General features: G+C 60.8%; 22 protein-coding genes. 9 read left to right on the top strand and 13 right to left on the bottom strand.

Going from position 1 to position 23798, the window contains the following annotated elements; all coding sequences use genetic code 11:
* The first annotated feature begins 1 nt into the window (after nucleotide 1).
* The 4 genes from ACSQ3F_RS11925 to ACSQ3F_RS11910 all read left to right on the top strand — a co-directional run bounded on the left by ACSQ3F_RS11925 (nucleotide 2) and on the right by ACSQ3F_RS11910 (nucleotide 2944).
* Nucleotides 2-1111, top strand: coding sequence for a FecCD family ABC transporter permease (locus tag ACSQ3F_RS11925; RefSeq protein ID WP_436102123.1), 1110 nt, complete (start codon nucleotides 2-4; stop codon nucleotides 1109-1111).
* 9 nt (nucleotides 1112-1120) lie between these two features.
* Nucleotides 1121-1909, top strand: coding sequence for a heme ABC transporter ATP-binding protein (locus tag ACSQ3F_RS11920; protein ID WP_436100403.1), 789 nt, complete (start codon nucleotides 1121-1123; stop codon nucleotides 1907-1909).
* Between the two features lie 151 nt (nucleotides 1910-2060).
* Nucleotides 2061-2402, top strand: a complete 342-nt coding sequence (locus ACSQ3F_RS11915) for a hypothetical protein (protein WP_436100402.1) — start codon at nucleotides 2061-2063, stop codon at nucleotides 2400-2402.
* A gap of 110 nt (nucleotides 2403-2512) precedes the next feature.
* Nucleotides 2513-2944, top strand: a complete 432-nt coding sequence (locus ACSQ3F_RS11910; RefSeq protein WP_436100401.1) for a hypothetical protein — start codon at nucleotides 2513-2515, stop codon at nucleotides 2942-2944.
* Nucleotides 2945-2960: 16 nt separating this feature from the next.
* Here the strand turns inward: ACSQ3F_RS11910 and ACSQ3F_RS11905 are convergent, their stop codons facing one another.
* From ACSQ3F_RS11905 to ACSQ3F_RS11895, 3 genes are all read right to left on the bottom strand, one after another.
* The gene (locus ACSQ3F_RS11905; protein ID WP_436100400.1) at nucleotides 2961-4466 is read right to left on the bottom strand and encodes a sensor histidine kinase; all 1506 of its coding nucleotides are present in this window, start codon (nucleotides 4464-4466) and stop codon (nucleotides 2961-2963) included.
* 193 nt (nucleotides 4467-4659) lie between these two features.
* Nucleotides 4660-5214, bottom strand: a complete 555-nt coding sequence (locus tag ACSQ3F_RS11900; protein ID WP_113006978.1) for an RNA polymerase sigma factor — start codon at nucleotides 5212-5214, stop codon at nucleotides 4660-4662.
* Nucleotides 5215-5222: 8 nt separating this feature from the next.
* Entirely contained in the window at nucleotides 5223-5417 is a 195-nt protein-coding gene (locus ACSQ3F_RS11895) for a NepR family anti-sigma factor (RefSeq protein ID WP_436100399.1), read from the bottom strand.
* A gap of 143 nt (nucleotides 5418-5560) precedes the next feature.
* Between ACSQ3F_RS11895 and ACSQ3F_RS11890 the strand changes: the two genes are divergently transcribed.
* On the top strand, nucleotides 5561-6355 hold the full coding sequence (locus tag ACSQ3F_RS11890; protein WP_436100398.1) for a response regulator: 795 nt from the start codon (nucleotides 5561-5563) through the stop codon (nucleotides 6353-6355).
* Nucleotides 6356-6605: 250 nt separating this feature from the next.
* Entirely contained in the window at nucleotides 6606-7568 is a 963-nt protein-coding gene (locus tag ACSQ3F_RS11885) for a sensor histidine kinase (protein WP_436102122.1), read from the top strand.
* A 242-nt stretch (nucleotides 7569-7810) separates the two neighbouring features.
* Here ACSQ3F_RS11885 and ACSQ3F_RS11880 read toward each other — a convergent pair whose 3' ends face one another.
* The 9 genes from ACSQ3F_RS11880 to ACSQ3F_RS11840 all read right to left on the bottom strand — a co-directional run bounded on the left by ACSQ3F_RS11880 (nucleotide 7811) and on the right by ACSQ3F_RS11840 (nucleotide 17806).
* Entirely contained in the window at nucleotides 7811-9391 is a 1581-nt protein-coding gene (locus tag ACSQ3F_RS11880; protein WP_436100397.1) for an FGGY-family carbohydrate kinase, read from the bottom strand.
* Entirely contained in the window at nucleotides 9391-10086 is a 696-nt protein-coding gene (locus ACSQ3F_RS11875; protein ID WP_436100396.1) for an HAD family hydrolase, read from the bottom strand. Before ACSQ3F_RS11875 ends, ACSQ3F_RS11880 begins: the two co-directional genes overlap by 1 nt.
* 79 nt (nucleotides 10087-10165) lie before the next feature.
* Nucleotides 10166-11650 carry a mannitol dehydrogenase family protein gene (locus tag ACSQ3F_RS11870; protein WP_436100395.1) on the bottom strand — a complete coding sequence of 495 codons (1485 nt, stop codon included), beginning with the start codon at nucleotides 11648-11650 and terminating at the stop codon, nucleotides 10166-10168.
* Nucleotides 11651-11677: 27 nt separating this feature from the next.
* Entirely contained in the window at nucleotides 11678-12451 is a 774-nt protein-coding gene (locus ACSQ3F_RS11865; protein ID WP_436100394.1) for an L-iditol 2-dehydrogenase, read from the bottom strand.
* Nucleotides 12448-13449: an ABC transporter ATP-binding protein gene (locus ACSQ3F_RS11860; protein WP_436100393.1), complete on the bottom strand. Its 1002-nt coding sequence runs from the start codon at nucleotides 13447-13449 to the stop codon at nucleotides 12448-12450. The genes ACSQ3F_RS11865 and ACSQ3F_RS11860 overlap by 4 nt, the downstream gene beginning before the upstream one ends.
* A gap of 34 nt (nucleotides 13450-13483) precedes the next feature.
* Entirely contained in the window at nucleotides 13484-14308 is an 825-nt protein-coding gene (locus ACSQ3F_RS11855; protein ID WP_436100392.1) for a carbohydrate ABC transporter permease, read from the bottom strand.
* Nucleotides 14309-14321: 13 nt separating this feature from the next.
* Nucleotides 14322-15194: a carbohydrate ABC transporter permease gene (locus tag ACSQ3F_RS11850; protein WP_436100391.1), complete on the bottom strand. Its 873-nt coding sequence runs from the start codon at nucleotides 15192-15194 to the stop codon at nucleotides 14322-14324.
* A gap of 194 nt (nucleotides 15195-15388) precedes the next feature.
* Nucleotides 15389-16699 (bottom strand): ABC transporter substrate-binding protein, encoded by a 1311-nt coding sequence (locus ACSQ3F_RS11845; RefSeq protein WP_436100390.1) that lies wholly within the window; start codon nucleotides 16697-16699, stop codon nucleotides 15389-15391.
* Nucleotides 16700-16852: 153 nt separating this feature from the next.
* Nucleotides 16853-17806 carry a sugar-binding transcriptional regulator gene (locus ACSQ3F_RS11840; protein WP_436100389.1) on the bottom strand — a complete coding sequence of 318 codons (954 nt, stop codon included), beginning with the start codon at nucleotides 17804-17806 and terminating at the stop codon, nucleotides 16853-16855.
* Nucleotides 17807-18011: 205 nt separating this feature from the next.
* Here ACSQ3F_RS11840 and ACSQ3F_RS11835 point away from each other — a divergent pair, with 205 nt between their 5' ends.
* The 3 genes from ACSQ3F_RS11835 (at nucleotide 18012) to ACSQ3F_RS11825 (ending at nucleotide 22673) form a co-directional block, all read left to right on the top strand.
* Nucleotides 18012-19373: an NAD(P)-dependent oxidoreductase gene (locus ACSQ3F_RS11835; RefSeq protein ID WP_436100388.1), complete on the top strand. Its 1362-nt coding sequence runs from the start codon at nucleotides 18012-18014 to the stop codon at nucleotides 19371-19373.
* A 15-nt stretch (nucleotides 19374-19388) separates the two neighbouring features.
* Complete coding sequence (gene preA / locus ACSQ3F_RS11830) at nucleotides 19389-20702, top strand: NAD-dependent dihydropyrimidine dehydrogenase subunit PreA (protein ID WP_349435321.1); 1314 nt, start codon at nucleotides 19389-19391, stop codon at nucleotides 20700-20702.
* Between the two features lie 300 nt (nucleotides 20703-21002).
* On the top strand, nucleotides 21003-22673 hold the full coding sequence (locus ACSQ3F_RS11825; protein ID WP_436100387.1) for an adenylate/guanylate cyclase domain-containing protein: 1671 nt from the start codon (nucleotides 21003-21005) through the stop codon (nucleotides 22671-22673).
* Nucleotides 22674-22985: 312 nt separating this feature from the next.
* Here ACSQ3F_RS11825 and ACSQ3F_RS11820 read toward each other — a convergent pair whose 3' ends face one another.
* Nucleotides 22986-23636 (bottom strand): TetR family transcriptional regulator C-terminal domain-containing protein, encoded by a 651-nt coding sequence (locus ACSQ3F_RS11820; RefSeq protein ID WP_436100386.1) that lies wholly within the window; start codon nucleotides 23634-23636, stop codon nucleotides 22986-22988.
* Between the last annotated feature and the right edge of the window lie 162 nt (nucleotides 23637-23798).

Raw genomic sequence — 23798 nt, 5'->3', positions numbered from 1 at the left:
AATGGCAGCGGGTGACGGCCCGTCGCGGTCGTTCACGGCACGTTTGAAATCCGACTGGCATATGGGCGACCGGTCGCGGCTGGCGCAGGTGTTGATCCTCATGCTGATCGCGCTGGCCGCCGCGATGTTCGCCGCCTCCATCATGACCGGTGCTGCCGACGCTTCGCTCGGCAACGTCCTGCGTTGGCTGTTCGGCATGGAGGGCGCAGAACAGGCGCTGGGCGCCCGCGACCGCATCATCATCCTCGATATCCGCCTGCCGCGCGCTGTCATGGGCCTTCTGGTCGGCGCCTCCCTCGCGGTCTCCGGCGCGATCATGCAGGGGCTCTTCCGCAATCCGCTGGCCGACCCGGCGCTCGTGGGCGTCTCCTCCGGCGCCAGCCTTGGCGCGGTTCTGATGATCGTACTCGGCAGCTCCCTTTTCGGCACGCTATTTGCTGTCTTCGGCTTCTATGCGCTGCCAATCGCCGCATTCCTCGGCGGCCTCTTCACAACGCTATTGCTTTACCGGATCGCGACACGCAGCGGTCAGACCTCGGTCGCAACCATGCTGCTTGCCGGCATTGCGCTCGCCGCACTTGCCAACGCCGTGACCGGCGTTCTTATCTTCATGGCCGACGACAAGCAGTTGCGCGACCTGACCTTCTGGGGCCTCGGATCGCTTGCCGGCGCAAACTGGACGAAGATCCTCTCCGCCGGACCGATCATTCTCGTCTCGCTCGCCGTCGTGCCCTTTTTGGCGCGCGGCCTCAACGCCCTGACGCTCGGGGAAGCGGCCGCCTTCCACATGGGCGTTCCGGTTCAACGGCTGAAGAATATCGCCATCGTCAGCGTTGCCGCCTCGACCGGCGCCTCGGTCGCCGTCAGCGGCGGCATCGGCTTCGTCGGCATCGTCGTGCCGCATGTGCTGCGGCTCGTCATCGGGCCGGATCATCGCTATCTCTTGCCCGCGTCGGCCCTGCTCGGCGGCACGCTCCTGATCTTCGCCGACATGATTGCGCGCACCATCGTGCCGCCGGCGGAACTGCCGATCGGCATCATCACGGCTTTTGCCGGCGCCCCGTTCTTCCTGTGGATCCTGCTACGCGGGCGCTCGCATCTGGGGCTTTGAGGACAGATCATGATCAAAGCCAGCAATCTCTCCGTCCGGCTTTCCGGAAAACAGGTGCTGCACGGCATCGACATCGAGGCCGTGGCTGGTCAGTTGACGGCCATCGTCGGCCCGAACGGCTCCGGAAAGACCACCAGCCTCAAGGCGATCGCCGGCGAGCTCTCCTATGACGGCACCGTCAGCATCAACGGTCATGACATTTCGACGCTGAAGCCGTGGGAACTCGCCTTGAAGCGCGCCGTCCTGCCGCAATCGACCGTGATCTCCTTCCCTTTTACGGTACGCGAAATCGTTCGCATGGGGTTGTCCGTTGGCGCAAAAGCCGGGGCGGATGAAACCGACCGGATCGCCAGGGAGGCACTGGAGGCGGTCGACCTGTCGGGTTTCGCCGGTCGCTTCTACCAGGAGCTTTCCGGCGGCGAACAGCAGCGCGTGCAGCTTGCCCGTGCCCTCTGTCAGATTTGGGACCCTGTTCAGCATGGAGAACCCGCGTTCCTGCTCCTCGACGAGCCGGTCTCCAGTCTCGACATCCGCCACCAGCTGACGATCATGCGGCTTGCCCGGGATTTCTGCGAGCGTGGCGGCGGCGTGATCGCCATCATGCATGATCTCAATCTCACCGCCATGTTCGCCGACCGGATGATCATGATGAAGAGTGGCCGCGTTCGTGCGGCTGGGCGCCCGAAGGAGGTGATGACCGACACCATCATGGAAACGGTCTTCGGCTGCGCCATGCGGGTCAACGCCACGCCGGCTGGCAGCGTCCCTTTCGTCCTGCCCCATACGGCGGTCGGCTAGAGCGTCGTTCCGCCGTTTCCGGTGGAACCAAACACCTTCCTGCGCGTTGAGGTCGCTAACCGCTGACACGGTGATGATTTCACATGTCGGTGCGACAGCACGCCGGGTTTGCGGTGAAACCGCACTCCCGCCACAGATAGGAGTTTTCGTCATGGCAACAGGTCTCTTTTCCGGTTCCAGCGCAAGGAAGCGCTTCGTCGATGCGCCGGTCGAAGATCAGATCAATGAGCTCCGCGATGAAATCGCATCACTTGCGAGCCTCCTGTCACAACGCGGCTCGGACGTTCGCACTAAAGCCCAGGATGCACGCGAGCACACGGAAGCCAGCCTGCACGATCTGATTGAAAATGGCGAGCAACTGCTCGCCGAACTGCGCAGTCGCTACGCGCTCACCGAAAAACAGGTCCGCCACACCGTTCGCGAACATCCCGTCGCGACCCTCGGTGCTGCGGCTGCCCTTGGTCTTTTGATCGCAGCTCTTATCCGCCGCTAGCCCAATCCCGATCCGGGCGGCTGTCGTCATCGGCCGTTGCCCGTCGTATCCAAAGCTGGCAAGCGGCGACTTTGCCAGCCGAACTTGCGTTCTTGTCCCTGGAGAAAAAAATGGGTCCTTTGGCCGCAATGCTTTCGGCTCTCATACTGACGGACATCGGCGTTACGGTAGCGCGCTTCAAGCGGAACGGAGCCATGTGGTTGCTGGCGTCCTTGTTTTTTCTGACCGCCTATATTTTCGCCCTCGTCGCAGGCGCGATCTACCTCAGCGCATCTTATACGCCGCTGACGGCCACCATCATCCTCGCAGTCATCTCCCTAGTCATCGGCCTCGTCATCCTCGGCATCATGTACGCGCTCAATGCACGGGACCAGCGTCTCGCAGCGGAGAAGCGCCGGCGCTCGCAGGCGCAAACCAGTCTGGTGATCGCCACGGCTCTGACGCTATTCCGCAAGCAACCACTTCTGGCTGCCGGTCTCGCGGTTGGGCTTGGAGCCGCTCTTGGACTGATGAGGAAATCAGGCGACCGGGATCGCTCCTGATAGTGTTCAGGATAGATCAGAGGGGAAGCCGAATGATCGCCGTCAATCCCGCAGGCAGGTATTCGACCTTCGCCGAACTGCCCATCACCTTGTCGAGGCTACGCTCGATCAGGATCGAGCCGAAGCCGCGCCTCGCCGGCTCGATGACAGGCGGACCACCTACCTCTGTCCAGGTCATATGCAAAACACGGTGGCCATCCTCGTCAAGCCCGCGCGCAGTTACGACGACCTTGCCGTTCGGAACCGAGAGAGAGCCGTATTTTGCGGCATTGGTCGCCAGCTCGTGCAGAACCAGCCCGAGGCCGACCGCCTGGTCCGGCCCGAGCAAAATCTCGTCCTTGTGGATTTCGATCTGCCGTCCGTAGTCGCGCACATGCGGTGCCAGTTGTTTGGCCAGCAAAGCCGAAAGGCGGATGTCAGACCATTCATGGTCCGACAAAAGCCCGTGCGCTTCCGATATGGACTGAAGCCTGCCGGCAAATGCCGTCATGAACTCTTGCGGATCGCTGGTTTGCCGCAATGTCTGTCGGGCCAGCGACTGCAGCATCGCCAGCGTGTTCTTGACTCGGTGATTGAGTTCGCGCAGCAGCAGCCGGGTACGCTGCGTTGAAACTTGTTCCTCCGTCACATCGATATTAATACCGAGAAAAAGCGTCGGTTTGCCCTTGGCATCGCGTTCATGCACACGGCCACGGCCAAGCAGCCATCGCCCGGTGGAGGCGACCCGAAACGTGCTGTCATATTCTTCGTCCTGCGCCATGGCGGACCGCAGCTTCGAAAACGTTGCCACGCGATCTTCATGATGAATGGCAGTAAAAATGTCTCTCGCCTGAACAATCCCGGCCGGCTTCATGCCGAACATGCGCAGCATCGCTGGATTGCAGGAGACATTGCCGGAGCGGACATCCCACAGCCAGCTGCCGACATTGGCCGCATCGAGTGCCATGGCGTGGCGCTGCTCCTCGCGCGAAAGCGCCGCCTCTTTCAAGGCCCGCTGGCGCGCTTCGTGCTTCAGCTTGAACAATGAGGCCGCAAGACGCGATAGACGGCGCAATTGTGTCAGCAACTGCGGCGCGAGATCGTGGCGCGGCTTGACATCGAAAACACAGACCGAGCCGACCGGCTGTTCGTCGATAACCAGCGGAACGCCCGCATAAAACCGCAAAAACGGCGCACCCGCCACCTGCGGCAGGCTGGAAAAACGAGGGTCGGTCGAGGCGTCGCCGACAACAAGCACGTCATTCAAGGGCCCAGCGATCGTATGCACGCAAAACGATTCCGCAGGCAGCGCCTGCGTCTCGCTGGTTCCAACCGCTGCCTTGAACCATTGATGCCGCGCATCGACGAGCGTTACCAAAGCAATCGGCGCGCCGAAAAGATCGGCGGCCATCTCGGCGAGCTCGCGGAAATCGGCGTCCGGCACGGCCATGTCCGGGACGACAGAACGCAGGACATCAAGCCGTTGCGGCGATGTCAGAACGGCCGCCATCGCCGCCGCCAGGTCGCTATTCTTTTTGTTCATGAACTTCCACACCCAGCCCCGGGCGCCGTCATTGACTTTTGTGCCCGCTACATCTCCCTTGCAGCGCGTCTGTCGCTGTTTCTGCACGATTGTGAACCCCTGTGCAATCATGCCCGCTACATCACGGCGCTCTGCGGAAAGAGACATTCGCCAAATCTGAGGAAGCATGCTGGCGGACGCGACATGTCTGCCGTCAGGAAACGAAAGCCCGCGAGGTAATGGGTGCCGATGTCGCATCAGGCCCATACTCGCTCTCGCCGGTTACCTGCAGAATATCCTGAAGGCGCTGGCGGGCGCGGTTGACGCGGCTTTTGATTGTTCCAAGCGCACAACCGCAGATTTCCGCCGCCTCCTCATACGAAAAGCCGGAAGCACCGACCAGAATTATCGCTTCACGCTGATCCGGCGGCAGCTTTTCCAGCGCCCGTTTGAAGTCCTGAAGATCGAGCGAGCCATATTGGGCAGGATGCTGGGCCAGCGTCTCGGTGAAGTAGCCGTCGCTATCTTGCACTTCGCGGCCACGCTTGCGCATCTGGCTGTAGAGCTCGTTGCGCAGAATGGTGAACAGCCACGCTTTCATGTTGGTGCCCATCTCGAAGTGGTCCTGTTTGGCCCAGGCTTTCATGATGGTATCCTGAACGAGATCATCGGCCCGGTCGTGCCGGCCGATCAACGACATTGCGAAGGCACGCAGGCTTGGAAGGGCTGCGAGCATTTCACGCTTGAAACTCGACTCCTCAGAGGTCATGCCGCCACTCATTCCGCCACATCCGGCATCGACTGGCGCTCGACCGCGTCGAGCTTCTCAAGCAGGTCGAGGAACCGGTCCGGAATGGCTTCTTCCTGTACAGAAAGATAGAGCGCGCGGAGCTTGGTTGCAATCTGTGCATTTGGATTATCGGCACGAACTGGCTTTGCAGCACCGGGCCCGGTCCCAATTTTGTAGCTCATAAAATTAAAATACCTTCAGATGTTCGCCTCGCTACATAATGCACCGCGAAAAAATTCGTTCCCTCAAAAGGAACCTTTTTTTTCTGGTGGCGTTTTCCGCCTGTCATGGCCATCACCTCGGCCAGATTGAGGGAGTTCATAATATGTCACTTTCCACCCGGATCGCTCCGTTCCTGCCCTATTTGCGGCGCTACTCTCGCGCATTGACTGGGTCGCAGACATCGGGCGACGCCTATGTCGCGGCCGTTCTGGAAGCGTTGATCGCAGATATCTCCATTTTCCCGGAAGCGAGCAGCGATAGGGTTGCACTGTTTCAACTTTATACAAAGCTGTTCGGCTCCTCCTCGGTTTTGATCCCCGAGCCGGTTTCCCCGTTTGCCTGGGAAAAACGAGCGTCGATCAATCTCGCATCCGTCTCGCCGCTGGCGCGCCAGGCTTTCCTGCTCGTGTCCGTCGAAGGCTTCCGCACAAGCGAGGCGGCAGAAGTTCTCGGCACGACCGAGAGCGGCATGAACGAGTTGCTCGAGCGCGCCTCCGAGGAGATTTCGCGCCAGGTCGCCACCGACATCATGATCATCGAGGACGAGCCGCTGATTGCCATCGACATCGAACAGATGGTCGAGAGCCTTGGCCACAGGGTCACCGGGATTGCACGCACCCGGGATGAAGCGGTGGCTCTGTTCAAGGCGACGCGGCCGAGCATGGTGCTTGCCGATATACAGCTCGCGGACGGCAGTTCCGGCATCGATGCGGTCAATGACATCCTGAAGAACACGTCCATTCCGGTGATTTTCATCACGGCGTTCCCAGAACGCCTGTTGACCGGCGAGCGGCCGGAGCCGACCTTCCTGGTCACCAAGCCGTTCAACCCGGACATGGTCAAGGCGCTGATCAGCCAGGCGCTGTTCTTCAACGAATCCACCAGGGCCGCAGCGTGAGACCATTACGCCCGGAACATCCGGGCGAACGATCTCATTGTCAAATACACAGGGAGCGCCTCGGCGCGCGGGGTGGACACGTCATTTTTTATCGGCCCGTTTCGCATCGGAGGCCGATCGGTCGGCGCCGCTTTTGTCGTTAACACGGGAGATGGGCAATCAGTCAATCGGAGAATGGAAGGCGTATCGCGTGGCCAATGCAGGCAGTTCAGCCCCCCTCAGGACCGGCGGCAAACCAAACGCGGCCCTGATGGAGCTGGTCTTGAAGAAGTCCGGTTTGGGCTATCTCTATCAATCTGACGATCTCGGCGTCGTTCTTTCCGGAAACCTGCCTCAACTCCTGCAGTCGCTTGCAATGGGCCGGCAGGCGGACGAGGAAGTGTTCGGATCCGAGGAAAGCGCCCGCTTGACCGCCCTGAAGCGGGATGTCGCCAGCTACAATGCCCCTGCCTCGACGGAGATCGAGGTGCCTTCTCCGACGGGCGTGCTCACCTATCGCATAGACATTGAGCGCGTCGACACCGTGGGTATGATCGGAATTCTTTCGGTGATCACCGATATTTCGGAGGCTCGCCACCGCGAACGCGTTGTAAAGACCCTGCTGCGGGAGCTTAGCCATCGCTCGAAAAACCTCCTGGCCATCATCCAGGGTATCGCCACCCAGACCGCACGCCAGGCCCTTTCGCTCGACTATTTCCTGAGCAAGTTTCGCGGCCGCATTCAATCTCTTGCCTATTCACAGGACCTCGTGACGGATTCCAGCTGGCGCGGCGCCTATCTCTTCGCCCTGACGGAACGGCAATTCAGCGCCTATTGGCCGGCGACGGAAAACCCGATTTCCGTCAGAGGCATCGATGCGCATCTGTCGCCGAATGCGGCGCTGCACGTCGGCCTTGCCTTGCATGAGCTGATCGTCAATTCCGCCTCCTACGGGGCGATTTCCGCCGGTGTCAATTCGCTGACGATCGACTGTTTTGAAACACTGCTGGACGATCAAAAGGCGATCGAACTGGCTTGGATCGAGCACCTGCCACCCACATCAACGTTACAGAGTGAGGCTGACGACCATACTTTCGCACGCACGGTGCTGGAGCGCGTCGTGCCTATCGCCGTCGGCGGCAAGGCCATGTACATGACCGCGCCCGACCGCATCGAATATCGCCTGACCATTCCGTCGCGGGAATATGAAATCATTACCCGTGTCGAGGAGTAAGTTGGGGGCCAAGGAAGCGGCAGATTCTCTGCAAAAAAGAACAGCCAGTGTCCGGGGAAGACACTGGCTGATATCGACAACTCACCGAGGGGGCGTGTGAGTTGAGTGCCGGATCATTGTTGGGGGTGTTCGCATTGGGGGCGATGCGAACGACTGTCCGGACACGGCATAAACGGGGCTGCCGCAAAAAGGTTCCGCGCCGGTTTCTTTTTTCCAAAAATTATCGCCGCGCAGATGTTGCCTCAAAGGGCTTCCAACTCCGCCCGATGTTTGTAGAGGCTGAGAAACTTGCGAAAGTCGCGATCATAAACCTCTCTCCACGCCGGATTGGGATGACGTTCCTGCCCGCCGGGCGACATCGCAGGTCCCGCGGCTCCAAGATCCGGATAGAGACCGCCGGCAACCGCCGCGACCATGGCAGTGCCAAGCAGCACCGCGTCGTTTGTTTCAGGCACGACGACCGTGCAGCCCGTCACGTCGGAATAAAGTTCCATCAAAAGCGGATTGCGCACATGCCCGCCTGTGACGTGCAGGGTATCGAGATCGTAGCCGGCCTGCTTCATCATCTCGAGAATATGCCGTATCCCGAGGGCGATCGCCACGCAGGTGCGCCAATAGAGCCGGCACAGCGCGTCGAACGAACTGTCGAGCGTAAGGCCGCTGATGACGCCGAGCGCATGCGGGTCGGCGAGCGGCGAACGGTTGCCGTGGAAATCCGGAAGCACATGCAGCCGCGAGGCAAACTCCGCACCATAGGCGGCGCGCAGTTCCTGGATGCGCAACACGATCCGCGCGTGGATTTCAGCGTCCGGTTCGCCACCGGCGCTATGGCTGCGAACGACGTGATCGAGAAGCGCTCCCGTTGCGGACTGACCACCCTCGACCAGCCAAGTGCCTTGAAATGCAGCCTCGAAATAGGGCCCCCACATGCCAAAGCCCGGCTTTATGTCCTTCGAAAAGGCGACAATGCAGCTGGAGGTACCGGCAATCAGGGCGAGTTGCCTTTCCAGCCTGTCCGGTTCGCCGGCAAATTCGCCGAGAACGCCGATGGCACCGGCATAGGCATCGATCAGCCCTGTCGCTACCTGGCATTTTTCGTGCAGTCCGAGTTCGGCCGCTGCCGCAGCCATCAAGTGTCCCGCCGATTGCCCGACCGGCAGGGTTTTCTCCGGCAGGCCGCCCCGCTCGCGCAAGTCGTCGAGGCCGATCATGGCCAGGAATTCGTCCTGCCAGCCGTTCGTCTTGTGGGAAAGATAGTTCCATTTCGCAGTCAATGTGCAGCGCGAACGCGCAGCATTGCCGGTTGCCCGCCAGGACAGGAAATCGGCCAGATCGAAGAAGTATCCCGCCTTCTCCCATTGCTGCGGCAGGCTCTGCTTCAGCCACATGAGCTTCGGCATTTCCATTTCCGGCGACATGACCCGGCCTGAATGATTGAGCACTGGATGTTCGGTCGCCGTGCAGAAGTCCGCTTGCGCCAAGGCGCGATGATCCAGCCAGACGATCGTGTCCCAGCGCGGATCGCCCTTGCGGTTGACGGACAAAGGCGCGCCGCTCCTGTCGCGCACGACCAGCGAGCAGGTGGCATCGAAACCAATGGCGGCGATGACATCGGCGGGTACACCTGCCTTGGCGCGGGCGGTTTTTACGGCGATGCAGACGGCAGCCCAGATATTTTCGGAATCGTGCTCGGCGTGATTTTCCTCAGGCCGGTTCATCGCGATCGGATAGTCGGCACGCGCCAACTGCTTGCCACGCCTGTCGAAAATGCCGGCGCGGGCACTGCCGGTTCCAACATCGACGGCAACAATCAGATCGCGCATTAAACTGCGTTCCCGTCCGTTTGTTCTTTACGGACAAAATGGATCAATTCCCGCATGTCGTCAAACAGGACATCAGGAGAAAGTCGCCTGAGTGTGGTGAGATGCCGCTCGGACTTCGCGTGCGAGGCGCCGGCAAAGGCAAAAACCCGCATTCCGGCAGCCTGGGCCGCCTCGATACCGGCCGGACTGTCTTCCACGACGATGCAGTTTTGCGGCGGCGTGGCCATTTCCGCGGCCGCATGCAGGAAGAGGTCGGGCGCGGGCTTGCCGCGCTCCACCATCGTCGAGCTGAAAAGATAAGGGTCGAGCTTGTCGATTAAGCCGGTGATCGTCAGCGACAGCCGGATGCGTTCCATCTGGCTGGAAGAGGCGACACAGCGCGGGATGTCGAGCTGATCGAGCGCGGTCGCAATGCCAGCCACGGGCTGCAACTCCTGCCGGAAGCGCTGGTAGAGATCGAGACGCATCCGCTCGAGAAAATGGTCGTCCACCGCAAGTCCGTAGTCCTCGTGCAGGATGTCCGTCATCGTCTTCAGGCTTTTGCCGAGAAACCGCTCTGTCGCCTCTTCGGCGTCCATATCGACGCCGGCGTTGCGAAGCACCCGCACGAGCACATCGATCGACAGGGGTTCGCTATCCACCAGTACGCCGTCACAATCGAAGATCACCAGCTTTGGTGGATGGTGCATGGTCATATCCGTCAAACCACCGCTTGCGCGCCAAGGCGGCACAGCGCGGCCGCGACGTTACGCGAGGGCTTGAGCGTCATGACAGTCATTCTCCAAGTTTTCCGTCGAGATAGAGCTGAAGCGTTGCCCGCGTGCCCCTGTCCCAAAGTGTTCGCAGCGCATGTGCAAACCGCTTCTGGAACAGTGATGATTGCGCAACCTCGCCGAAGATATCCGAAAGCGCAAGGAAGGCCTGTGGATCGTCCTTGGCTTTCACCGCCGCGGCGTGCAGCCGGTCGGCGCTGGCGTCGTTGAAGGTGATCGCCTTGCCGCTATCGGTGGTTCCGGCGAAGTAGCGGCACCAGAGCGCCGACACGAGCGACAGGCCGATCACATCCTCGCCGCGCCGCAGCCGGTCGGCCGTCGTCGGCAGGATGAATTTCGGCTGGCGGTTGGAGCCGTCCTGGGCCAGACGCGGGATGGTGTCGCCAATCTTCGGGTTGAAGAGGCGTTTCTCGACCTGGCTGAAATAGGCATTGAGGTCGGTATTCGGCACCGGCGGGATCACCGGAATGATCTCGTCGTGCTCCAGCTTTGCCAGGAACGCACGGACAGTCTCGTCCTCCATAGCTTCATGCACGAAATGAATGTCGAGAAGCGCCGCCGGATAGGCAATCGCCGCATGGCCGCCATTGAGGATGCGGATCTTCATATGCTCGTAAGGTGCGACATCCGGAACGAACTGGACGCCGACGGTCTCGAGCGCCGGGCGGCCCGCGGGAAAATGATCCTCCAGGACCCACTGCTTGAATTCTTCGCAGAACACCGGCCAGTTGTCGTCGATGCCGTAATCGTCAGCCACGATGCCGACCTCCCGCGGTCCGGTCGCCGGCGTGATCCGGTCGACCATCGCATTCGGGAAGGCGACATTGGCTTCGATCCAGTCGGCAAGCGCCGGATCGGACAGGCGGGCGAGACCGCAAACAGCGGCATGGGTGACTTCGCCATTGCCCGGAATATTGTCGCAGGACATGACCGTAAACGGCGTGATGCCCTTGTCCTTGCGTGCTTTCAGGCCGGCGATGATCAGGCCGAACACCGTTTTCGGATCAGGGGGATTTTGGCTGTCGGCAACGATGGCCGGATGGGCCGGATTGAACTTGCCGGATGCGGGGTCGATGAAATAGCCGCCTTCGGTGATCGTCAGTGAGACGATGCGGATCGCGGGATCGGCAAGCTTCGCGATCGTCGCTGTCGCATTGCCGGGCCGCAGATAGTCGATCATCGGCGCGGTGACACGGGCAGCACTCCTGTTGTTGTCCTGCTCGACCACCGTCGTCAGGAAATCCTGTTCTTCGAGCTTCGCCCGCATCGCCTCGTCGGAGGGCAGAACCCCTGCCCCGACGATCGCCCAATCGAGATCCTTGCCGGTGTTGAACAGATCATCGAGGTAGATCGCCTGATGGGCGCGATGAAAATTGCCGACGCCGAAATGGACGATGCCCGCCTTCAGCTTTGAACGATCATAGGCCGGAATGGCGGCCGTCGCCTTGATGGCATCGAGATTGGCGAGCGAAAGTTTGGTCGTCATGTCTTCATTCCTTTCGACGAGCTTTGATCAGCTCATCCAGTTGCCGCCATCGACATTGTAGGTCTGCGAAACGACGTAATTGCTTTCGGCGGAGGCGAGGAAGATCGCCATGCCCGTCAGGTCTTCGGCGGTGCCCATGCGTCCGAATGGCACTTCGGCGCCGACCAGCTTTTTCTTTTCGCCGAGCGGCCGGTTCTCGTATTTGGCGAACATCGCATCGACACCCTCCCAGTGCTCGCCATCGACGACGCCGGGAGCGATCGCATTGACGTTGATGCCGTGCTTGATGAGGTTCAGACCCGCCGACTGGGTAAGGCTGATCACCGCCGCCTTGGTGGCACAATAGACGGCGACAAGCGCCTCCCCCCGACGGCCCGCCTGGCTTGCCATGTTGATGATCTTGCCGCCGCGTCCCTGCTTAATCATCTGCCGCGCGGCGGCCTGCATGGTGAAGAGCGTGCCGGCGACATTGATCGAAAACAGCCTGTCGTAGCTTTCGCGGGTGATCTCGACGATCGGGGCGAGATCGAACAAGGCCGCATTGTTGACAAGGATATCGAGGCCGCCGGCCTCCACCACGACTGCGGCGATTGCCGCATCGATCGAGGCCTGGCTGGTCACATCCATTTCCACGGCATAGGCCGATGGCCCGAGCTCGCCCGCCGTCGTCTTCGCGCGCTCGAGATTGATATCGGCGATCGCGACGGTCGCCCCTTCGCGGATATAGGCCTGCGCGAAAGCGCGTCCGATCCCACGCGCCGATCCCGTGATCAGCGCGCTTTTTCCCTGCAAGCGCGTCATCGAATTGCCAGTCCTCTGTCATTGAAACGGTGGACGCGGCCCTCGTCCGGCGTCAGGAACACCTGGTCGCCGTGATGGACGCCGAAATCGCCTCCAACGCGGGCCGTCACCAGACCGATGCCCTCGACATGAATATGCAGGAAGGTGTCCGAGCCGAGATGTTCCGCGACGCCGACCACGCCACGCCATGTCCCCGACTGGGTCGAGAGTTGGAGATGCTCGGGACGGACGCCGATGGTATGGGCGCCGTAGGGCCTGGAGAATTCGCCGGTCGCGAAATTCATGCGCGGCGAGCCGATGAAGCCGGCGACGAAAAGATTGTCCGGACGGTGATAAAGGTCGAGCGGCGAACCGACCTGCTCGATGTTGCCGGCGTTGAGAACGACGATCTTGTCGGCCATGGTCATGGCTTCGACCTGGTCGTGGGTGACGTAGATCATCGTCGTCTGCAACTGATGGTGAAGTTCGCTGATCTCGAGCCGCATCGTCCCGCGCAGGGCCGCGTCAAGATTGGACAGCGGCTCATCGAACAGGAAGGCCGAGGGTTCGCGCACGATGGCGCGGCCGATCGCGACACGCTGGCGCTGGCCGCCGGAAAGCTGGCCCGGACGACGCTCGAGATAGTTCGTCAGGTTGAGGACGCGCGCGGCCTCCGTCACCTTCTTGTCGATCGCGCCCTTATCGAACTTTGCCATCTTCAGCGGAAAGGCGATGTTGTTGCGCACCGACATATGCGGATAGAGCGCATAGGACTGGAATACCATGGCAAGACCGCGCTTGGCGGGTGCCGCCCCCGTGACATCGCGGCCGTCGATCTCGATCGTGCCGGAGGTGGTGTCTTCGAGACCGGCGATCAACCGGAGCAGCGTCGACTTTCCGCAACCCGAGGGGCCGACGAAGACGACGAACTCGCCGTCTTCGATCTTGAGGTCAATGCCCGGAATGACCTGCGTCGCGCCGAAGGATTTGTTGACCTTTTTCAGTGTGATATTGCCCATGCGTGCTCTCCCCAAGTCTTTTCTTCGTTATCTGTTACTTCACGGCGCCAAAGGTCAGGCCGCGGACAAGTTGTTTCTGGCTGAACCAGCCCATGATCAGGATGGGCGCGATCGCCAAGGTCGATGCCGCCGACAGCTTCGCCCAGAACAGCCCCTGCGGACTGGAGAACGAGGCGATGAAGGCGGTGAGCGGCGCGGCGTTGGTCGTTGTCAGACGGATCGTCCAGAAGGCTTCGTTCCAGGCAAGGATGATGTTGAGCAGCATGGTCGAGGCGATGCCGGGTACCGCCATCGGCGTCAGCACATAGACGATCTCACCCCAGAGCGAAGCGCCGTCCATGCGCGCCGCCTCCAGGATCTCGCCCGGAATTTCACGGAAGTAGGTGTAGAGCATCCAGATCACGATCGGCAGGTTGATCATGGTCAGCATGAAGGTCAGGCCGATGCGGCTGTCGAGCAGGCCGAAGTCGCGGAAGATCAGGTAGATCGGCACGAGAACGGCGACGGCCGGCATCATCTTGGTGGAGAGCATCCACATCAGCACGTCCTTGGTCTTCTTGGTCGGCGAGAACGCCATCGACCAGGCCGCCGGCACGGAGATGAGCAAGGCGACCAGTGTCGAGCCGACCGACAGGATGACCGAGTTCATGAACGGCTTGAAGTAGTCCTTTTGCGTCTGCACCTCGACATAACTTTCGACGGTGCCCGACGGGATGAGGCTGAAGCCTTGGATCGCTTCGGTTTCCGACTTGAAGCTGGTGATGATCGTGTAGAGGATCGGGAAGAAGATGATCAGCGCGACGATCCATGCGGCGATGGTGAAAGCGACGGTTCTTCTGGTCGAGACTGCGCGGGCCATGGTCGTGCCTCCCTTATCTGTCGAGGTTCTTGCCAACGGCGCGCATCAGGAAGAAGGCGACGATATTGGCGAGGATGACTGCAATGATGCCGCCTGCCGAGGCACCGCCGACGTCGTAGCCGAGGAGCGCGGTGCGGTAGATCAGGAACGGCAGGTTGGTGGACGCGTAGCCCGGTCCGCCATTGGTGGTGACGAGGATTTCCGCATAGATGCCGAGCAGGAAGATCGTCTGGATCAGGATGACGACGGTGATCGAACGGGCCAGATGCGGCAGCGTCAGGTAGATGAACCGGTTGAAGAAGTTGGCGCCGTCCATCTCGGCCGCTTCCTTCTGCTCGACGTCAAGCGATTGCAGCGCGGTCAGGAGAATGAGCGTTGCAAACGGCAGCCACTGCCAGGCAACGATGATGATGATCGAAAACAGCGGATATTGCCCAAACCAGTCGACGGGCTGCAGACCAAGCGCCCGGCTCATATCGGCAAGCACGCCGTAGCCCGGATGCATGATCATGTTCTTCCAGACGAGCGCTGCGACCGGCGGCATGACGAAGAACGGCGAGATGATCATGATACGCACGATCCCCTGGCCCATCATCGGCTGGTCAAGCAGAAGCGCGATCGCCACCCCGCCGATGACGGTGATAAATAGCACGCCGACCACAATGACCAGCGTGTTCCAGATCGACTGGAAAAAGGCGGGATCCGTGTAGAAATACTCGTAGTTGAACAGGCCGGCGAAGCTGATATTGGCCGGATTGAGCAGATTGTAGTTCTGAAACGAAAACCACAGCGTCATCGCCAGCGGGACGATCATCCAGATCAGAAGCAGTCCGACGGACGGGGCTATCATGAAGCGCGCAAGCGCCCTCGTATTCTGTGTCGCCATTGGAACAACCCTCCCTCTCATTCCGGTACAGGCGCCCGCCCCGCCGGGAGGACAGCAAGCCGGCCTTCTTTGTCTTTTTCTCGAAAAAACCTGACGTCAGCCGCAGTGACGATAGAAGTTCACCAACGAATGACGTCAGGCTCCAGTTCGACGACCCGGATAGTGGTCCGGATCGCCCGTCCTTGGGAAGGAACCTACTTGATGTAGCCGCCGCGCGTCATTTCGCGAGTGGTTACCTGTTGCGCCTGTGCGAGCGCATCATCCACGCTCATCTGACCGGCCAGAGCCGCCGAGAAAAGCTGTCCGACCGTCGTGCCGAGACCCTGGAATTCCGGGATGGCGACGAACTGGACACCGACGTAAGGGACTGGTTTCACGGTCGGTTTGGTCGGGTCAGCCGCATTGATCGAATCCAGCGTCATTTTGGCAAACGGTGCCGCCTTCTGATACTCGGGATTGGCGTAGAGCGAGGAGCGCGTGCCCGGAGGAACGTTTGCCCAGCCTTCCTTCTCGGCCACCAGATCGAGATAGTGCTTGCTGGTTGCCCAGGACACGAACTTCTGGGCAGCTTCCGCCTTCTGCGTGCCGGCAGGAACGCCGAGCGACCATGCCCACAGCCAGTTGCCGCGCTTTCCGAGGCCCGTATCCGGGGCGAGAGCAAAACCGACCTTGTCGGCGACCGTCGAGTCCTTCGGGTTGGTTACGAAGGATGCAGCGACCGTGGCATCGATCCACATGCCGCACTTGCCCTGCTGGAACAGCGCCAGGTTTTCGTTGAAGCCGTTAGACGAAGCGCCCTGCGGGCCTGCGTCGTTCATCAGCTTGACGTACATGTCGAGCGCGTTCTTCCACTCCGGCTGATCGAACTGGGGCTTCCAGTTCTCGTCGAACCAGCGGGCGCCGAAAGCATTGGACGTGGCGGTCAGGAACGCCATATTCTCGCCCCAGCCGGCCTTGCCGCGCAGGCAGATGCCGCTGATGCCGGCCGCGCGATCGGTCATCTTGCGGGCCGCTTCACCGATGAACTCCCAGGTCGGTGCGTCGGGCATGGTGAGCCCTGCCTTTTCCATCAGGTCCTTGCGGTACATGATGAACGAGCTTTCGCCGTAGAACGGAGCCGCAAAGAGCTTGCCGTCCATGGTGAGGCCCGAGCGGATGGCCGGAAGCAGGTCGTCGACGTCATAGTCGGCGCCAAGATTTTCGAGCGGCAGGAGCCAACCCTGCTTCGCCCAGATCGGAACTTCGTACGTGCCGATCGTCAGCACGTCGTACTGGCCGCCCTTGGTGGCGATATCCGTGGTGACGCGTTCGCGCAGCACGTTCTCTTCGAGGGTGACCCATTCAAGCTGAATGTCGGGATTTGCCTTGGTAAAGTCGTCCGTCAGTCCCTGCATACGGACCATGTCGCCATTGTTGACGGTGGCAATGGTGAGGGTTTCGGCCTGGGCGAAACCCGCGATGACGACCGCCGAGCACGTGCCCAGCAAAAAAGTTTTCAAGTTCATATATCTTCCTCCCAGAAGAGTTGTGAGCATTTGCCTTGCTCGTGAGCAATTACTCACACGTTTGCAAAAAATGTCAATTGGCATTCGTTGCTGCACTGCAGAAACGAATAACTAAATATTTGATATTTCTAATGAAAATTTATGGGCATTCGCTCACTGAGTGAGCAAGAACTCAGCTGTTGCCTCATCCGTAATGAGACCGTTGATAATCCGTCCCTTGAGGGCAGCGCTCAGCGCCAGGTGTTTTCGCTGGCCCTTGGCGATACCGATGACGGTCGCCGAATCACGCGACGGCAAGGGTACGCTGGCGACGCGCTTGTTGATGCTGCCGGACATCATCTGGCCGTTGCGGTCGAACATCCAGCCGCAGATTTCTCCGGCCGCTCCCTCGTCCATCAGCCGCATCATTTCATCATGGGCAAGAAAGCCGTCTTCGCACAGCGGCGCCCGCTCGCCCAGTTCACCGACGCCGACGAACGCGACATTGGCTTCCGCGCCAAGCTGCAACGCCGATTTGACGAGCGCCTGATTATGAAGCACCGCCCGCTCCTCCGGCGAAGAGACGAGAACCGGCAGCGGCATCGGAAAATGTCGCGCCTTGATGGCATCGGCCATGCTGAAGATGACGTTGTAATAGGCAGCCGAACCGTCAGGACCGATATTGCCGGTCAAGGAGACGATGCGGTGCTGCGGGCATTCCATCGCCGGCAATTGATCGATCGCCGCCTTCAGCGTGCGGCCCGTGCCGATGGCAAGGATGATCGGATCCGTCGATTTCAGCCAGCGCTCGATTTCGGCGGCACCGGCCTCGGCAATGCCGACCGTCGTCGAGGACGATCCGGGATCGCTCGGCACGATGTCCACTTGCCGCAGATCATATTTTTCCTTGAGCCGCTGCCCGAGTTCGAGGCAGGCGGCGATCGGATGGTCGAGGCGAACCTTGATCAGACGCTCGGCCATGGCAAGCGAAACCAGCCGCTGCGCCGACTGCCGCGAGATCCCCATGGCGGAAGCGATTTCATCCTGCGTGCGCCCGGCGACATAATAAAGCCAGCCGGCGCGCGCGGCATCGTCGAGCCTGTTGCTTGCTTCCGGTCTGCGCGCCATCGTCCTATACTCCTTGGAAAAGGTGCTGACATCTTTTCCCGCCTTCTGTCAAACACTGACCACTGGCATCTGATTGCAAGCACGCCGAAACCCTTGCGCCACCGCGATTCCAACGTTTTCATTTTTTGAATTTTTACCGTTTGATAAAAAAATAAAGCGTGTTACCGTTTCATCATCCTAAGGTATGACATTTGGGAGCAATAAAATGGGAACGACTGAAACTGGAATAGTAAGCGGACGCCTGTCGCCCGCCGAATACGACAAGAATTTTTCCGATCTGCATCCGCCGCTCGACGAGCATGAAGCGCTGGTCGCCTCCGATCGCTGCTACTTCTGCTACGACGCCCCCTGCATGACGGCCTGTCCCACCTCCATCGATATCCCGCTGTTCATCCGGCAGATATCGACCGGAAACCCGATCGGGTCGGCCAACACCATCTTCGACCAGAACATACTCGGCGGCATGTGCGCCCGCGTCTGTCCCACCGAGACGCTCTGCGAGCAGGCCTGCGTCCGCAACACGGCCGAGCACCGGCCGGTCGAGATCGGCAGGCTGCAGCGTTATGCCACCGATATCGCCATGCGCGACAACGCTCAGTTCTACGACCGCGCCGAGCCGACCGGCAAATCCATTGCCGTCATCGGCGCCGGTCCGGCAGGCCTCGCCTGCGCCCATCGCCTCGCCGTCAAGGGCAACGACGTCGTCATCTACGACGCCCGCGAAAAGGCCGGCGGTCTCAACGAATACGGCATCGCCACCTACAAGACCGTCGACAGCTTTGCCCAGAAGGAAGTCGACTATGTCCTGTCCATCGGCGGCATCGACATGCGCAACCGCCAGGTGCTGGGCCGTGACTTCTCCCTGAGCGACCTGCTGTCCAAGCACGATGCCGTCTTCCTCGGTCTCGGCCTTGCCGGCGTCAACGCGCTGCGTGCCGAGGGCGAAACGGCCGAAGGCGTCGAAGATGCGGTTGATTTCATCGCGGCTCTGCGGCAATCCGAAACCAAGTCGGATATCCCGGTCGGCCGTAGGGTCGTGGTTCTCGGCGGCGGCATGACGGCAATCGATGCGGCCGTCCAGGCAAAACTGCTCGGCGCCGAGGAAGTGACCATCTGCTACCGCCGCGGCAAGGAGCATATGAACGCCTCCGAGTTCGAGCAGGATCTCGCCGCCTCCAAGGGCGTCGCCATCCGCCACTGGCTGCAGCCGAAGCGCATTCTCAGTCGCGACGGCAAGGTGGCTGGCATCGAACTCGACTACACGGCGCTTGAGGACGGGCGTCTCGTCACCACCGGTGAAACCGGCGTGATCACCGCCGATCACGTGCTGAAGGCGATCGGCCAGACCTTCGAGGCCGATGGTCTCAGCACCATCGCCCTGCAATCCGGCCGCATCGTCGTCGATGCCGAGGGCCGCACGTCGCTGGAACGCGTCTGGGCCGGCGGCGACTGCATTCTGGGCGGAGAAGACCTGACGGTTTCCGCCGTCGCACAAGGTCGCGATGCGGCCGAATCAATCAACCGGGCTCTTGCCGCTGCCGCGCAGCCGGCCGTCGCCGTCGCTTGAAGGGGAGAATGAACAATGGCTGATCTCCGCAATAACTTCGTCGGCATCAAGTCTCCGAACCCGTTCTGGCTGGCCTCGGCGCCGCCGACCGACAAGGCCTATAACGTCGAGCGCGCCTTCAAGGCGGGCTGGGGCGGCGTGGTCTGGAAGACACTGGGCGAGGAAGGCCCGCCGGTCGTCAACGTCAACGGCCCGCGCTACGGTGCCATCTGGGGCGCCGACCGCCGCCTGCTGGGCCTCAACAACATCGAGCTCATCACCGACCGCGACCTCTACACCAACCTGCGTGAAATGAAGCAGGTGAAGATGAACTGGCCGGACAGGGCGCTGATCGCCTCGATCATGGTCCCTTGCGAGGAAAATGCCTGGAAGGCGATCCTGCCGTTGGTGGAAGAAACCGGCGCAGACGGCATCGAGCTCAACTTCGGCTGTCCGCACGGCATGTCGGAGCGCGGCATGGGTGCCGCGGTCGGACAGGTGCCGGAATATATCGAGATGGTGGTTCGCTGGTGCAAGCAGTACACGCGCATGCCCGTGATCACCAAGCTGACGCCGAATATCACCGATGTCCGCAAGCCCGCTCGCGCCGCCAAGGCCGGCGGCACCGATGCCGTGTCGCTGATCAACACGATCAATTCGATCACCTCGGTCAATCTGGACACGTTCTCACCGGAACCCTCGATCGACGGCAAAGGCAGTCACGGCGGCTATTGCGGTCCGGCGGTAAAGCCCATCGCCCTCAACATGGTGGCCGAGATCGCCCGCGATCCCGAAACCTACGGCCTGCCGATCTCCGGTATCGGCGGCATCACCACCTGGCGCGACGCGGCAGAGTTTCTGGCGCTTGGCGCCGGCAACGTCCAGGTCTGCACCGCGGCCATGACCTACGGCTTCAAGATCGTCCAGGAAATGATCACCGGTCTCTCGAACTGGATGGATGCCAAGGGCCATCGCTCGCTCGACGATATCTGCGGCCGTGCGGTCCCGAACGTTTCGGACTGGCAGTACCTCAACCTCAACTACGTCGCCAAGGCCCGCATCGACCAGGATGCCTGCATCAAGTGCGGCCGCTGCCATATCGCCTGCGAGGACACTTCGCATCAGGCGATCACCCAGTATGTCGATGGCGTCAGGCATTTCGAGGTGATGGAAGACGAGTGCGTCGGCTGCAATCTCTGCGTCAACGTCTGCCCTGTGCAGGATTGCATCACCATGGTCGGCCTCGAGCCGGGCACGCTCGACGAACGCACCGGCAAGGTCGTCGATGCGAACTACGCCAACTGGACGACCCATCCGAACAACCCGATGGCCCGCCAGGCCGCGGAATAAGGGGATTTTTCGGACAGGAGCAGCCGTCTCGCCGAAAAAGCGAGGCGACTGCTTGCCGTTGATCACTGCTATAAATCTGACATGGGATGCGCTCTGCCGCCGCGGTTGAAAGGGCGGCTTTTGGAAGCCATTGCCCGAAATTCCGGCGCCGCGAAACGCGACAATCAACACCGGCGATAACGGATTGGACACGAAATTGCGACGCAGCGTCCACAAAACGTGCGTTGCCCCTTGCGGCGAACTCGTCAATAAGAGGCCATAGCAATATGCGGCGCTTCGCCGCCAACTCCGGATGTCTGTTTGAAGGTCGCCTCATCTAGAACGCGCAAAAGGCTGCATCTGCTTTCAGGCGCTTGCCTGGGATTGTTCCTGCTGACCCATTTTTCCAATCACGCTCTTGGCCTTGTCTCGGTCGAGGCGATGGAGAAAATGCGCTTTGTTTTTAACCTGTTCTGGCGCAGTTGGCTGGGCACGATCCTGCTTTACGGATCGCTGCTTGTCCACTTCCTGCTGGCGCTCGAGAGCCTGTATCGCCGGCAGACCCTGCGCATGCCGGTCCGTGAGGCGTTGAAGATCGTCTTCGGGCTTTCCTTTCCCTTCCTCATCGTCGGCCATGTGGTCAGCACCCGCGTCGAATGGATGCTGACGGGCTCTGGGGACGGCTATTACGAGATGCTGCCGATACTCTGGTCGAATGCCTTTACCGCGACACGCCAATCGCTTGCCCTCATCCTCGCCTGGTCGCATGGCTGCCTCGGCGCATGGTTCTGGATGCGTGGTCGCAGCTGGTATCCGCGTTACTTCCTGTTCTCCTATTCCTTCGCCGTCCTCGTCCCGCTGCTGGCCCTGCTCGGCTTCGCCGTCGCGGCACGGTCACTGGAGGGCGGGCTGCCGTCCGATGCATGGTTCATGGCGCACCGCACTCAGCCCGAAATCCTCGGACAAATCCGGCTCTCCATCGTTGCTGGCCTGTTGGCAATGATTGGCGGAACGCTCATTCTGCGTGCAATCCCGGTCAGGGGAAAGGTCCGGATCACCTATCCCGACCGTGTCATCTCGGCAGCGAAGGGCTTCAGCGTGCTTGAGGCGAGCCGCGCCGCGGGCATACCGCATATCTCGATCTGCGGCGGGCGCGGGCGCTGTTCGACCTGTCGCGTGAGGGTGACGGAGGGCTTGGCTCGGCTGCCGCCGGCAAACGAGGCCGAGAGGGCAACGCTTATGCGTATCCGCGCGCCCGACGATGTCCGCCTCGCCTGCCAGCTGCGGCCGAACCACAACCTGTCGATCGCGCCCATTCTCGGTGCCGACAATATCGGCCTCAAGGCACAGCCGAGTGAGCAGGAAGCAGCCGGGCGTGAGCGCCGCATTGCGGTGCTGTTCTGCGACCTGCGCGACTTCACCCTGCTTGCCCAGAAGCAATTGCCGTTCGATACCGTCTTCCTGCTTAACCGTTATTTCGAAACCATCGGCGAGGCTGTCGAAGGTTCGGGCGGCGTGATCGACAAGTTCATTGGTGATGGCGCGCTGGCGATCTTCGGGCTGAGCCACAACATCGAGGAAGCCTGCGCCCAGGCACTGGCCGCGACCGTGCGCATTGCCAGGGGCGTCGATATGCTCAACCGCAATTTCATGAGCGAGCTCGATAAGCCGCTGCGCGTCGCCATGGGCATGCACGCCGGACCCGCGATCATCGGTCAGATCGGCTACGGCAAGGCCTCGTCGTTGACCGCGGTCGGCGACACCATCAACGCCGCGAGCCGACTGGAAGGCTTTGCTAAGGAATATGATGCGCAACTGGCCGTTTCCGCCGACGTCGTGCGCTATGCTGGGCTCACGGTCGATGACAGGGAAAGCTACAAAATCCCCATTCGCGGCCGCGCGGGCACACTCGAAACACTCATCGTCCAGAATGCCGCGGAGATCGAAATTATGATAGAGGCCGGGAAGCGCCAGAAAGAAACACCGGCCTGACCGGGATGCCACTGCCACCGCAACCGGCAATGATACGGCTTCCGGTTGATCGGTTCGGATAGCTCAGAGATCGAGGAGACTCACCCCCCCTCTGTCACTTCGTGACATCTCCCCCTCAAGGGGGGAGATCATTCTTTTTCCGAATGGATTTCGAAGGTTATTGCAATCTCCCCCCTTGAGGGGGAGATGTCGGCGTCGCCGACAGAGGGGGGGTGAGTCTCGCCGTTCTCGGACCTAGCCGAGCTGATCAATCGGAAACCGTATGATACGGTTCGAGGAAATACCGCCCCCGCAGACGAACGTTGGCGGCGTTTACGCACTCCCGTCCTTGATTTCCAGGCCGCTCACAAACAACTGCTCCAGAAACCGCGCGGCGTCTTCAAATCGTCCGTCACCCGAGCGCTCCTCGCCAAGCACGCCGCGCACCTGGACATCGAAATCGGCATAATGCTGCGTCGTCGACCAGATGGCGAAGATCAGGTGGTAAGGATCGCATTTGGCGATCTTTCCGGCCTTTGCCCAGGCTCGGATGACCTCCACCTTCTCATCCACGAGCGTCTTCAATGGCCCCTTCAACTCGTCCTCGATATGCGGAGCGCCCTGGAGGATTTCGTTGGCGAACAGCCTGCTCTCGCGCGGAAAATCGCGGGCCATTTCCAGCTTGCGGCGGATATAGCTGCGGATTTCGGAAACCGGATTTCCCTCCGCATCGAATTCGCGCAGCGGATCGAGCCAGCTGTCGAGAACCCGGTCGATCAGCGCCCGGTGCATCGCTTCCTTGGTGCGGAAATAATAGAGCAGGTTCGGCTTCGACATGCCCGCCACATCGGCGATCTGATCGATCGTGCTGCCGCGAAAGCCGTGGGTGGCGAACACGTCCAGCGCCGCCTCCAGAATCAGTTCTTCCTTCTCCTCCTGGATGCGGGTTCGCCTTTGTGTTCGGGCTGCCCTCGGAAGTACCATGTTTCCCCCTGTCTTTTCACCAATCACCGCCTGCGCGCGGCTTGAGAACGTCCGAAAACCGCTTGATCTGAAAATTCGGACGGCAATTCCGTTTTTTCTGTTTTTCGTCTTGAGTGCGGCAACGGAAGCTGTAATGTTTTACCAACCGGTCAAATTATCAGT

Source organism: Pararhizobium sp. LjRoot238, assembly GCF_964252955.1.
In the GTDB taxonomy this organism is placed as follows: Bacteria; Pseudomonadota; Alphaproteobacteria; order Rhizobiales; family Rhizobiaceae; genus Pararhizobium.
Note: the sequence above shows the minus strand (reverse complement) of the source record. Positions and strands in the feature narration are given on the sequence as shown.